This is a genomic window from Candidatus Borrelia undatumii (genome assembly GCF_020882015.2).
Classification (GTDB): domain Bacteria; phylum Spirochaetota; class Spirochaetia; order Borreliales; family Borreliaceae; genus Borrelia.
In genome coordinates, this window is the sequence record NZ_CP086555.2 from 117,750 (window position 1) to 131,076 (window position 13,327).

Annotated in this window: 9 protein-coding genes and 1 pseudogene; 2 read left to right on the top strand and 8 right to left on the bottom strand. The window is 34.0% G+C overall.

Annotated elements, in window-relative coordinates; translation table 11 throughout:
• Window positions 1-14: 14 nt before the first annotated feature.
• The 5 genes and pseudogenes from cmk to LKV13_RS00645 all read right to left on the bottom strand — a co-directional run bounded on the left by cmk (window position 15) and on the right by LKV13_RS00645 (window position 6,199).
• Entirely contained in the window at window positions 15-668 is a 654-nt protein-coding gene (gene cmk / locus LKV13_RS00625) for a (d)CMP kinase (RefSeq protein ID WP_229088630.1), read from the bottom strand.
• Window positions 652-1,406, bottom strand: a pseudogene (locus tag LKV13_RS00630) (pseudouridine synthase). The gene cmk and the pseudogene LKV13_RS00630 overlap by 17 nt, the downstream one beginning before the upstream one ends.
• On the bottom strand, window positions 1,396-2,511 hold the full coding sequence (recA, locus tag LKV13_RS00635) for a recombinase RecA (RefSeq protein ID WP_306701176.1): 1,116 nt from the start codon (window positions 2,509-2,511) through the stop codon (window positions 1,396-1,398). The pseudogene LKV13_RS00630 and the gene recA overlap by 11 nt, the downstream one beginning before the upstream one ends.
• Window positions 2,512-2,521: 10 nt before the next feature.
• Entirely contained in the window at window positions 2,522-5,224 is a 2,703-nt protein-coding gene (greA, locus tag LKV13_RS00640) for a transcription elongation factor GreA (RefSeq protein WP_229088636.1), read from the bottom strand.
• 30 nt (window positions 5,225-5,254) lie between these two features.
• The gene (locus tag LKV13_RS00645) at window positions 5,255-6,199 is read right to left on the bottom strand and encodes a tetratricopeptide repeat protein (protein ID WP_229088638.1); all 945 of its coding nucleotides are present in this window, start codon (window positions 6,197-6,199) and stop codon (window positions 5,255-5,257) included.
• A 182-nt stretch (window positions 6,200-6,381) separates the two neighbouring features.
• On the opposite strand from LKV13_RS00645, the gene LKV13_RS00650 reads away from it, so the two are divergent.
• Window positions 6,382-7,509, top strand: a complete 1,128-nt coding sequence (locus tag LKV13_RS00650; RefSeq protein WP_229088639.1) for a tetratricopeptide repeat protein — start codon at window positions 6,382-6,384, stop codon at window positions 7,507-7,509.
• 47 nt (window positions 7,510-7,556) lie between these two features.
• Here LKV13_RS00650 and hisS read toward each other — a convergent pair whose 3' ends face one another.
• Window positions 7,557-8,927, bottom strand: a complete 1,371-nt coding sequence (gene hisS, locus LKV13_RS00655; protein ID WP_229088640.1) for a histidine--tRNA ligase — start codon at window positions 8,925-8,927, stop codon at window positions 7,557-7,559.
• A gap of 130 nt (window positions 8,928-9,057) precedes the next feature.
• On the opposite strand from hisS, the gene LKV13_RS00660 reads away from it, so the two are divergent.
• The gene (locus LKV13_RS00660; protein ID WP_229088642.1) at window positions 9,058-10,935 is read left to right on the top strand and encodes a penicillin-binding protein; all 1,878 of its coding nucleotides are present in this window, start codon (window positions 9,058-9,060) and stop codon (window positions 10,933-10,935) included.
• Window position 10,936: 1 nt separating this feature from the next.
• Here the strand turns inward: LKV13_RS00660 and LKV13_RS00665 are convergent, their stop codons facing one another.
• Together LKV13_RS00665 and LKV13_RS00670 are read right to left on the bottom strand one after the other, a co-directional pair.
• Window positions 10,937-12,829 (bottom strand): AMP-binding protein, encoded by a 1,893-nt coding sequence (locus tag LKV13_RS00665; protein WP_229088644.1) that lies wholly within the window; start codon window positions 12,827-12,829, stop codon window positions 10,937-10,939.
• 200 nt (window positions 12,830-13,029) lie between these two features.
• On the bottom strand, window positions 13,030-13,323 hold the full coding sequence (locus LKV13_RS00670) for a PG0541 family transporter-associated protein (protein WP_229088646.1): 294 nt from the start codon (window positions 13,321-13,323) through the stop codon (window positions 13,030-13,032).
• Window positions 13,324-13,327: the final 4 nt, after the last annotated feature.

The window sequence follows — 13,327 nt, forward strand, 5'->3', positions numbered from 1 at the left end:
CTCACCTCTCTATATCATTTTTTCAAGTCCAAAGCTCTCACGATGCTATCACACACATCCTCTAAACATTCATAACTTGTATCAATATAAAAAACATCCCCAGTCAATTTCAGACTACCATACTCTTTGTTCTTATCAATTTCATCCCGTCTCTCCAGCGCACGCTCCAACTCACTTAAAGTCATACTCCCATTTCTTTGCCCATACCGTCTTAAAGCACGAACACTAACCGAAGCATCCAAATACACCTTAAGGTCTGCCTCTGAAAAGACTACAGTAGTAATATCCCTACCCTCTATTATATAATCGCCATCCTCTAATTTGATTATTTCTCTCAACTTTTTATTCACAACATGCCTAACGCCTATATAAGAAGAATAAAGCGAAACTTGCATATCTATCTTTTCATTAAAAACATTATCGACCACGCTCTTATCATTAAGCAAAAACTCAGAACCGTTAAATTTGATATTATTTTGAGAAACAAGCTCCAAAATCTTACTTTCACTGAGCAAATCATATTCATTCAAGGTAAACTGTTGCGCAATTAAAGTTATTATTCTATAAAGATAACCAGAACTAATAAACTTAAACCCCAACCTCATTCCCAACTTTTTCGCAATTGAGCTTTTTCCTGAAGCCGAAGGTCCATCAATTGCTATAATCACTCAATACTCCCTTCCCCAAAAGCTCAGCCTTTAATCTATTAACCGTAGCTAAAGAAACAACTTTAATTTGACCCTCTTTTAAATCATTTAGCTTAATATTACCTATCCTAACTCTATGAAGGGCCTTTAAAAAGATATTTCTACTTAAAAAAACTTTCCGAATCTCCCTGTTCCTACCTTCCGTCAAAACCAATCTAGCGGCATTCTTGTCAAGCATAACGTAAGATTTTAAACGAAAAACTTCCCCATTTATTCTTATCCCACGCTTAAAAGCAACAAGCAAATTCTCATCAATACCCTTTTTTGATTCAACAACATACTCCTTTTCTATCTCACTCCTTGGATGAACAATACTATTTGCAAACTGCCCATCATTAGTGAAGAGTAAAAGACCAGAACTTTTAAAATCAAGCCTACCTACTGAAAATAACCTCTCCCTAAACAAAGGCTGAACCAAAGACACTGCCAATCTTCTACCATCTGGATCAAAATTAGAACAAAGATAACCCCTGGGCTTATGAAGAGCTACATAAAGCTTGCTTTCGATTTCGGGATCCCTAAAAACAAACACACGCCCCCTGCACTCTACACTATCTCCCAAAACCACTTTATCTCCAAGCTTCGCAAGACTGCCATTTACCCTCACATTTTTTTTTTAATGAGATCCTCGCAAAACCTCCTTGAACCTAAGCCTTTCCTTGCCAAAAAAACATGAACTCTGAGTTCTTCAACTTCTATTTTCAACGCTTTCCTCACCTAAACTAACCCCCCTATTCTGATCAACGTTTAACCCCCCAGCTTCACAAAAGTTTCCAAAAATCATCTCTCTAAGCTTACTTTCAAGTTCACTAGCAAGCTCTTTTTCTTTTATAAGATAATTGATAACACTTTCCCTGCCCTGCCCTAATTTATCATTTCCCATAGAATACCAAGAACCCGTCTTTTGTATTAAGTTATACCTAACCGAAGCATCCAATATACTAGCCTCACGAGAAATACCCTTCCCAAAATAGATAACAAGCTCTACCTTACGAAAAGGAGGAGCAACTTTATTCTTAACAACCTTGACCCTTATCTTATTACCAACAACATCATCCGAAGAGCTTCCCGTAACTTGTTCAATTTTCCTAACCTCAAGACGAAGCGAAGAATAAAATTTTAAAGCATTTCCTCCTGTAGTAGTCTCAGGATTGCCAAACATAACGCCTATTCTCATCCTTATTTGATTAATAAACATAATACAAGAGTTAGATTTAGATAATATCCCCGTAATTTTTCTTAAAGCCTTACTCATCAATCTTGCTTGCAGTCCAATATGTGCATCCCCCATCTCTCCATCTATCTCCGCCTGAGGCGTCAAAGCCGCAACAGAATCAATAACAATTAAATCAACTCCTCCACTTCTAATCAAATATTCAGCAATTTCAAGCGCCTGCTCCCCAGTATCAGGCTGACTAAGCCAAAGCTCATCAGTGTTTACACCCAAAGCCCTCGCATAAGCAGGATCAAGAGCATGCTCAGCATCAATAAAAGCCGCTATTCCGCCTCCCTTTTGAACCTCAGCAATTGCCTGAAGAGTCAAAGTAGTCTTACCAGAAGATTCTGGTCCAAATATCTCTACTATCCTCCCCTTCGGGTATCCCCCAACACCAATCGCCTCATCAAGTAAAATAGAACCGCTTGATATACTCTCTATCCCCCTACCCACAGGAGACTCCCCCATCTTAATAAGGCTCCCTTTCCCAAAATCTTTCTCTATCTGAACTCTAGCAAGTTCAACAGCCTTCTCCTTATTCAGCCTATCACTCACACCGTTCCCTCTTCGACCCTCTAACTTCGACATTTTCCCTCTTTTAATTTATTCCAGCCGCCTCTATTTTCTTAACAAAATACCTAAAATGAGTATCGTTTATCACAAAATCAAGATCATCCCCTTCCCTAGCATCTAGCAACTTCTCTCCAAAGGGAGATTTATAAGAAATAATGCCCTCGTCCGGCTTTGATTCCCAAGGTCCAAATATCAGATAAGATTCCTCATGCCTTGTATCCTTATTAAGGATGGTAACCTTAGTTCCAAATCCAACGACAGAACTTTGGAGCTCCTTGGTATCAACCACCTTAGCAACATCTATTTCCAACATAAGAGAATTTAATTTCTTTGTTAAGAATTGTTGTCTCTCCTTCGCAGAGTGATACTCCGCGTTTTCTTTCAAATCACCAAGTTCACGAGCCTTTCCGATTTCCTTCGAATTCTCTGGAATCTCCACATCCTTTAAATATTGCAATTCCTTTTGTTTTTTATTTAAAGAACTTAAAATAGTTAAAAACCCTACCTCAACCTTGTCCCCTGAAACTTGAATTTTTTCATCTTCAAACCCAATACCATGAAACACAGATCTTATTGCGGTCTTAATGGCTAAGAGATCCTTCGGCGGAAAATCTTTGATATAAAAACAAGTCATATATAACCTCTTAGCAAGCTCTTCATCCATAACTTCACTTAAAACTGAGCCAAGGTACCCATCTTTAATCAAAAGATTAATCACCATCTTGTAGGTTCTCTTATTGGCAACAGAATTGCTTTTATTGTTAATCTTAATAACACTATCTGCTAAAATCTTAACCAAATTTATCAACAGTTCCGAATCAGTATACTCCAAGTTAAGAGAATAAGAATCATGATGCTTTAAAATCCAAATATAAGCGTCTTTGTGCACCTTATAATTCTTTATGATATAATTGAAAAGCTGCTCCGTTTCTGCCACATCTTCCTTATAAAGGGCATCGATCAACTTTTTGTTAACAGCATAGGGAAAGAGCTTTTTGTAGTAAACAACCCAATTGGCCAGTTCCTCTTTGATTAAAGATACCAATTCCCTCCTGATTTCCGCATTCAAAATTGAATTAAAAAGATCAACAATATCCTTCGAGTACTCCCTTAAAAGAACATCCAAATTGATATCCTTCTCCATATTAACCTTCAAAGCAAGCTCACTCCCGGAATCTTCCAAAGATTTAAGTATTATATAAGAACTTATAACATAATGATCAACTTTTGTAAAATTGTTCACATAAATCAAAAAATAATTAAGCATTTCCTCCTCAACATGTAAATTCCTCACAACACCACTAACATTACAATAGTTCACAAAAATTTCGTATCTCTTATAAAAATCCTTCTCTACTTTAAATTTGTCATAAACTTTTTCATTAAAATTAGAGGCTCTCTCGTTATATACATAATAATCAATCTTTCCAGTTGCCATTACAAAGTGAGGGTTATCCTTCAAAATTTGCTTAGCTTTAATACTCCAAGCATTCCAAACATTTTGAGTCATTAAACTTGGAACAAGCTCCTTTTTTATGCCCTTAAGATCGATTGATTTATAGCTCTTAATGATTACTCTTAACGCCCATTCAACATCTTTTTTAATATTTTCTATAAGTTCTTCCCTAGGCCTAGTAGCCTTTAAAACTCGTATATCTTCTTTTTCAAGAGGAGACAAAGCAGACATAGCCATATCAAAACTAATAAAATGCCCCCGCTTGGACACAAAATCCACCACAATACCTTGTTCATTTACATCCTTCACTATTCCAACAGACCAAGTTTGATGATAAACAAAATTACCCTTGGCAAAAAATAAATACTTCTCAAAATCAGAGTAAACATCAATAAAATTCTTGTCTAGATTTTCAATATCGGACTTTTCAAGATACTCTTCAATATTATTAACATCTTTATACTTCTCCCTTAAAAAAACAACTAAGTTCTCTCTCGCTTTCTGATTTTTATTATCAAGCCTTAAAATTCCCTTCAAAATCTCTATTGTCTCATCCACATTTCCACTTACAGAATAATGCTCATATAAGTCTTCATAAAGAACTACAACCTTCCTAAAGCCAAGTTCTTTTTCAACCTTTGCCAGTATGAGAAGAAAAGAATCAAAATCATCAGACACATATCGAGTCAACTTAGCCCACACTTCTCTGATACCTGACATCTGCTTTTTTTCAATAAAACGATAAATAGCTTTCCTAAAAAAATATATAGATTTCTGTAAATCAATATTTTCATAATAAACAGCAAGTTGTCTTACAAAAGTAGTATCATCAGCATCAGCCTCAACGATACGAGTCCAAATATCTGGGAGCTTTTCGTTCTCATTATTTTGAGCATATATCTTTGCAAGAGTATAAAGCGCATGCTTATTTTCGGAAATTAAAAGCATTTTATTGCATATATGCTCAACAAGGGACCACTTCAGATTTTGAGAAAACAAATCCACAACTGTAAGCAAACTCATGTCATTAAGAGGCCTTCTACTATATATAAGCATGCCTGAAACATAAAGACCAGCAACACTCTTCTTCACATCCTTTAAATGCTTACCACAAATATCTAAGGCCTCCTCTGTCAAATTTTCAGAAATTATATTTTCTATTAAATCATCTAATTCCTTTATCTTGGCAAGGGAATAATTACTAACAACTATCCTTGTCCATTTATCTTCCTGCAAAACATCATCTAACTTTTCTAAAGTAATACTAGACATCAAACTCTCCCAATATCAATTTTATTAAACCTAATTCACATACTGCTGATATATCCCTATATCTATTTCCTTAATGTAAGATAAAATTTCATCAATCCGAGCCCGATCCTCTTTTATCCTCACATAATGATCAATAAGCCAAAAATATTTATTAATAAGCCTTGGAAGCAATATGCTCTCGTTTATTGACCTATAAGATTTTGCTCTAAGTTCATTGCGCAAACTATAAACAGACTGTTTCAAATGCCCAAGCTCAATAGGCCTTAATTCTCTTTTTATATTAAAAATACCATTTAATGTCCCATAAACAGGCACCCATTCTCTAACAAGAGTGTCAGATACATTTCTTTCACCCTTAATAGTTTCTATTAATTTAAGTATCATCTCAGATTCAAGAGCATCTATATCTATCTTTTGAGGATTGATAAAAAAAGCTTCCCTAAATAACACCTTGGCTTCCTTAATCTCATCAATGAGAGCATAAGAATCGGCAAGCTCGGCCACCACATCTGAATTTTCCCTAGCATCCCCCAGTATCTGTAAAAAAACGGTTATAGCCTTCTCGTAATTACCCATCCCCTTGTAAGACTTGGCAATCTTTGTTAAAACGTCCAAGTTTTCTGGTTGTAATTTATATATATTCTTATATATCTCTAGGCATAACTGAAACACAAAATACTTAATCGAATTACGCCCCTGAAGAAAGTCAAAATCCATCTTCTTTAAATATTTTCTTGCAAAATTATTCCACTCCCTGATTAAAAACTCAGCTCTCTCGTAGCCTTTGCCTATTCTGTCAAGGCTTTCAACCTGTCCATTCCAATATACAGAACTCTTCAGAGCAGTTAAAATCTCAACATTATCAAAATCAAGAGAATGTGCCTCTTCTGATTTTATCAAAGCCGTTTTAAAGTCACCCTTCCTGAAGTTTAAGTAAATCTCCCTAATTAATTCCGTGATTTTTTCCGATGACACATTCCTACCACTTTAAAATTTAAATAAATCTCAAAAGGACCTGTGTAAATTATATCATTAATCATTCTTTAGTCAAACCTGACTTTTTCAAACAAAACACAATATTCTATTTATTATTTTTTTAAGATAAAATCTACATGTAACAACGTTAAAAATAAAACCATGAGGATAAATTCTACTTTATGAAACCTAATAAAATTATTGGTAAGTCTATTTACTATTACAACTCCCAAAAATATTCCGAGGTGGTCAAGCTTTTAGAAAGTGAAATTTTCTTGTATAAGAACTACTACTTTTATCATTATATTTTAGGAATGGCCTACCTTAGATTAGGCAATTTATCAAACGCCCAAACATATCTGAAGAAAGCCTATACTTTAAATCCAACAGAACCAGATGTCAAGCAATCGATCGCAATATTATTAGTAGCCCAAGGTAAGGAAGATAAAGCCATCCGGATATGGCTTAAAATGATAGAAGAAAATCAAGATAAAAAACGCTCAGAACTTTCTTTGGAAACTATCCGAAAAAACCCAATTCAAGGAACGCTATTTTTGAACAAAAGAAACACATATGATAAGCTATTTCCAGAAATCAAAGCAAAAAAAAGGGAAAATTTGTTTAAATCAGAGATATTACTAACAGCAGCGGGAGTTGTTTCATTGCTGTTAGCAATATTTCTATTGATAAATTACAAAGAAACGATTACATTGCAATTCGGGTCAAAATCAAAAAACAAAAAAGTTGTCAACAACATAGCAGCATACATTGACGATATTAAAATAAATAACAAAGAAAAGATCGAAAATGATGAAGGGCAGTTTGTATTCATACTGACTGAAACTGAAATTAAAAATTCATTTCAAAAAATAAAAAATCACTTAAAAGAAAATAAAGATAACTTTGCAAGAATTGAAATAAACAAAATACTAAACTCAAACGCATCAGAATCAATTAAACTAAAAGCTAAAAATCTTGCTAGTTTTATCTCAAGGCCAGATTTTATTAGATTTGACGACTATCTAGACTTAAAAAAAATCAAACAAACACCATTAATTTATTCAAATGTGTATGTAAAATGGGAAGGAATTGTAAACAATATTGAGAGAAAAGACGGCATAATTTACTTTGATTTTTATGTAGGATATAACAAAAATGCTCTTGAGGGTATAATCACAGCAAAAACAACTTTTGAAATTGACATCGACTTTAAAGACTCAGTTGAAATACTTGGGCAAATAGATTACACTAAAAATAAACTTACTCTAAATGCAATTACAATCCGAACAATAGAGAAGGCAAAAAGTTAATCCTTTTCGCATACTACATTCTTAAAACAACTTTAACTTCATTTAGATTAAAAAGGCGTACATAAAAATTTATCATTTCCCTTAATAACTTTTATGGCTTCACTGAAGGATAGTAGCAACTCCTCTTTTTTAGTTAAATCCCGCACTCTCATTTTGCTTTCCCCATATTCATCTTTACCAACAAAAACTAAAAACCTTATATCCTTATTAAGGGCATACTCAATTTGTTCCTTAATATTTTTGCCTTCCTTGTTCTTTGGATATACTTCACAAGCAATATTATTAACTTTAGAATAATCATGCCTTCTAAACCTATCTGCAAGCTTATAATAATAAGCCTCAAGCCCACTATCTATATTAACGATCAATACCCTAGAACTAGCCTTAGTAACAAACAACTTGATATAACTAAATTTTTCATGTTCAATTACATCCTTGATTCTATCAATTCCAAAAGAACCCCCAACACCTGAAACCTTTTGCAAAGAATTAGAGAATGAAGATATTAAATTACCATATCTCCCACCGCTACAAATGCTTCCCATATCAATCCCCAATACCTCTGCCTCAAACACGACTCCAGTATAATAACCAAGCCCGCGCACTATCTTGAGATTGAAATTAAAAGCATCCTGGATCCCTAATGAGTTCAGATGCACAAAAACATCTTCAAGTCTCCTAATAGCATCATTGTCCCCTAAAACATTTTTTAAGGCCCCCAACTTATCACAAAAAGACCCTTGTAAATTTATAAATTCCAACATTAAATTAACATGTTCTTCACTCAGCTCTGTAAGCAGATTTTTCCTGACATTCTCAATTCCAATCTTGTCAATTTTATCTACATTCCTTAAAATGAAAAGGCTCTTATCCTTCAATCCCAACATGTCAACATAAGAATTCAATATTCCAACATGGGAAAAGTGTATAACAAACTTTCTATCAATACCTTCTATAAAATTTAAAAAAACTTCCTCAAGTCCACAATAAACAATAGACAAAATTTCAGCGTCACTTTGAAAAGTATCCTCGCCCACCATGTCAAAATCAAATTGCATAAATTCTCTATATCTGCCCTTTTGGGTATTCTCACCTCTGAATACCTTACCTATCTGAAATCTTTTAAAAGGAAATTTAAGTCTAGTTCTATTGGTAGCAATAAATCTTGCAAAAGGAACCGTCAGGTCAAAACGCATAGAAACGTCTCTATCACCATTATCTTTAAACCTATAGGCTTGCTTCTCTACTTCATCTCCACCTTTTCTGAAAAGAAACTCGGAATATTCAAGAACGGGAGTGTCTATTAAATCAAAATTATATGACATAAGAACACTATATATTTGCTTTATCACATGGGTACGAATTAACGCTTCTTTAGGTAAATAATCCCTAAAACCTTTCAAAGTTTTAACACTCACTCTACTCAACCTCTATAATTTCAAATTTTATCTTCCCATAAGTATGATATTATAAATACGGGAAAAACTTAATATTTAAACTCTTAACACTTTAGTGTTTATTATATACAAGGAGAAATAACAGCACTTGATGCATAGAAATTCCACTAGCAAGTCGAGACTAAATATAGTTCTTATCTCTTTCCTAATAATCACGTTATTACCAATTTACAAATACTTTACTCTAATGTCGTTAAGAGAATCAATCTATTTCCCCAAAAACATAGACCGTACTTCAAAAAGGGGGAATATTTATGACAGAAATGGGAAAGTAATGGCCTTCTCCTCACAGTCATATTCGGTTGGAACAGACACAAATAAAATAAAAGACATTGTGAATATATCAGAAACCCTTGGCGCAATTCTTAAAATTGAACCAAAAATACTTAAAAAGGAATTAACCAGAAAAAAAGGATTTATGTACATAAAAAGAAAGGTACCAAGAGAAGAATCTGATTTAATTGAAAGAATTCAATCAGAAGGAAGATTAAAAGAAATCACTCTTTATCCAGATCATACAAGAATCTATCCTTTCAGAGAGCTAGCAAGCAACATTACAGGATTTGTTGGAACCGACAACGTTGGACTTAACGGAATTGAATTATCTTTGAACAGCACACTGAACAAAGATTTCACAAGACAACAATCTATAAATGAAACTCTGAACACAAACGACATATACTTGACAATAGACATGAACTTACAAAGGAGTACAAATCAGATAACTAAAAAGTATTTTAAAGAAAACAATCCTGAAAGTATGCTTACCATAATAATGGACGCCAGAAATGGAGATATTTTATCTATGCTTCAGTTTCCACAGTATGATGCTAACTATTATCTAAAATATCCTAAAGATATATGGAACAATTTTGCCACTTCTTTAACTTATGAACCGGGAAGTATTAATAAAATTTTTACAGTTGCCATTATATTAGACAGTGGGCGCTTAAATTTAAATGAAAAATTCCTGGATAACGGCATATATCAAAAAAGATTTAAATCCGGAGAAGTAATTACAATAAAGACTTTAAATCCCCCCTATGACTATATTGACTCTAGTGGAATTTTAATCCATTCATCAAATGTGGGCATAGCCCACATTACGGACAAAGTAAGTAATCAATATTTTTATACAAAACTTCTAGATTTCGGATTTGGGAAGAAAGTTGGATTCCCCTCTCCTGGAGAAACAAAGGGGCTTTTAAAGCATTACTCCAAATGGTCGGGAAGAAGTAAACCCACAATTGGATTTGGACAAGAAATAGGGGTATCTGCTATTCAAATCCTGCAAGCTGCTAGTGTGCTAGGAAATGACGGAATTATGATAAAACCCAGGATCATAAAAAAAATTAGTAATGAAATGGAAAATACGATTCAAGAATTTCAAAAAGAAGAAATCAGAAGGGTAATATCTAGCCGTACAGCACAAGAAGTTTTAAAAATGATGAAAGAAGTTGTAAATAAAGGGGGTATACCAAAGCTTAGGATAAAAAATTTAAGCATCTCGGCAAAAAGTGGAACCTCACAAGTCATCGATAAAGCTACTGGAACATATTCAGAAGAAGATTATACATCATCAATATTAGTTATATATCCTACAGAAGAGCCACAATACATCATATATATCGTATACAGATACCCTAAAAAGATTATATACGGAACAAGAATTGCTGCGCCGATGGCAAAAGAAATAATAGAACTAATTGAATATCGCAACAACAAAGATAAATATAACAAAATCAGGCTTCCCTCAAAAATTAGCCTACCAAAACCCACAATAAAGCATGATAAAACGGAATACATACCAAATCTCATAGGAATCTCCAAAAGAGATTTAATGAGAATACTAAAAAACTACACAAGCATAAAAATAAATATAAAGGGCAGCGGATTCGTGTACAAACAATCACACCCTCCTAAAACAAAATTAGAAGACATAGACCATCTTGAAATAAGCCTTAAATAAATTAAGAGAACAAATTCTTTATTTCATTTCTATAAGAACTTAAGATATAATTACGCTTAATGTCCATCTTAATTGACATCTCTTTACCCACCTCAAATGGCTTTTCTAGAAGAGTAAATTTTAATATCTGCTCAAAAGGCTTAAATCCATTCGCTTTGTTAATAAGCTTTTTTATCTCGTCATTAATAGCCTTAAGTACAACATTATTGGCAATAATTTGACGCCTATTATCATAATCAAGAATCTTCTGCCCCATGTTCTCCAAATATTTATTTATCTCATCAAAATTAGGGAGAATTAATGCCCCTAAAAATTTTTGATCCTGCCCAACGACCACAGCCTTTTCTATTAATAAAGACTCTTCAAGCTTAACCTCGATTGGCGCAGGCTCAATATTTTCTCCATTATTTAAGACAATAGTATCCTTCTGTCTCCCAATAACCTGAACAACATCATCCCTTGACAATCTAACAATATCTCCCGTGTTCAAAAATCCGTCAGAACCAATAACTTGCCTTGTAGCCTTCTCATCTTGATAATATCCAAGCATGATTTGAGGACCCTTAACAAATAAAATACCCTTGCCTGGTTTCTTAAATTTATTACCATCCTCATCTCTAATCTCAGCAATAGTTCCAGGCAGTATTTTGCCGCAAGTTCCAAGTATCGTTTTCCCATGCTCGTTAGAAGCAATACCAGGAGAGGCCTCTGTTAATCCATAAGCATTAGCAAGTTCAATTCCAATTGAATTAAAGAATCTAACAACAGATAAAGACATACTACCACCCCCGGTAATACCTACAACAAAATTATTGCCCAAAACTTTCCTTATCTTCTTAAAGATAACTGAATCACCCAATGTCCTGATAGGGAACAAGAGAACTAAAACCAATACCCCCAATATTTTTTTTACAGGCATTAATAAGTCAAATCCATTATCAGGATACAACCCTCTAACTACCCGATAACAAATATCACTCAAGCAAGCTACACTGACAAAAAATTTAAAGAATAACCTTGCCAAGAATGACTTCTTTGCAACCTCTTTGTAAATATTTTGCCTTATTGCAATCCAAAGCCTAGGTACGGCAGCAATATAGTGAGGATTAATACTCTTAATATCGTCAAGCATGTTCCTTGGCACAATACTCGAAAATAAACAAACCATTCCCTTGAGAAAAATATTGTAAGAAAACGATCTCTGAAATGAATGCCAAATAGGCAAAATACACATAAATATCTGACCTTCACCAGTACTAATCATCCGACTAAAGCTAGATACCTGATAAAGAAAATTAGAATGCGAAAGCACCACCCCCTTAGGATTTCCAGTGGTGCCAGACGTGTATATTATAGTTGCCATATCGTGGCCATTAACTCCATTTAAAGCTTTAATAACCTCATCATCTTTCCTTGACTTATCTCCAATTGAAATACACTCCTTGTAAGAGTAGACCTTGAAGCCACTAAACTTTTCCTCATCTCTGTCCGATAAATCGTCAATAACAACAATAACAGGCCTCACCTTAAACTTAACCTGAGAAATCAAATTAAGAAGTCTTAAATTTTCAACTATCACTATGTTAGGCAGAACAGAATTAACAATCACCTCAGCCTCAAAAAGAGTAACATCAGCCCCCTTGGGTACATCTAAAGCTCCCAAAGACAAAATTGCAAAATCTATGACAGTCCACTCAACTCTATTTTCGGAACAAATAAATACCTTATCCTGGTATCCTAAACCCACACCCTTTAAGAAGGATGCAAACCTTAAAACATCGTTTTTTAGCTCTTTATAAGTAATCCTACAATACTTCCTACCACTCTTATATATTTGAGCAACCCCATCACCACACCTATCGGCAACTTCAAAAAATGACTTCACTATTGACATACAATCTCACTCAACACCCACGGCGTTATGATCTAATTATACCATCTTAAATCACCAAATCATAATTCGAACCCCTTAACCACACTCCTAATAGCGCATCAAGATAACCACCACCAACGATTTAAAACGAAAAAGAACAAAATCCAACAAATTTAGAAGATATTATCTTTAAATTGATGCCTTATAAGGTTTGCCAAATGTCAAATATCCATAACAAAAATCCTAATTCCCTCTGTAGGATATTCCTTGTCCAAAGCCTCAACAGCATCCTTTAGTCTTTCCATAACAATTGGTTCACAAGTATAAACTATAAGAATAAAATTCTCCTCAGGCCAAACTCCATTAGCCTGTTTCTCGCCCTTTCTCCCCTTTCCATGAACATTATATATTTTAGAATAATATACAGACTCACCTAAATCTTTTTCTATTTCATGCATACACTCGTGAACGTCGTGTTCTAAAGACAAGTTAGAAATTATTTCTACTCTATACATACAA

Coding starts and splice junctions, on each gene's coding strand:
- recA (WP_306701176.1), bottom strand. CDS start 2,511: ATGTCGAAGTTAGAGGGTCGAAGAGGGAACGGTGTGAGTGATAGGCTG.
- greA (WP_229088636.1), bottom strand. CDS start 5,224: ATGTCTAGTATTACTTTAGAAAAGTTAGATGATGTTTTGCAGGAAGAT.
- LKV13_RS00650 (WP_229088639.1), top strand. CDS start 6,382: ATGAAACCTAATAAAATTATTGGTAAGTCTATTTACTATTACAACTCC.
- LKV13_RS00660 (WP_229088642.1), top strand. CDS start 9,058: ATGCATAGAAATTCCACTAGCAAGTCGAGACTAAATATAGTTCTTATC.
- LKV13_RS00665 (WP_229088644.1), bottom strand. CDS start 12,829: ATGTCAATAGTGAAGTCATTTTTTGAAGTTGCCGATAGGTGTGGTGAT.
- LKV13_RS00670 (WP_229088646.1), bottom strand. CDS start 13,323: ATGTATAGAGTAGAAATAATTTCTAACTTGTCTTTAGAACACGACGTT.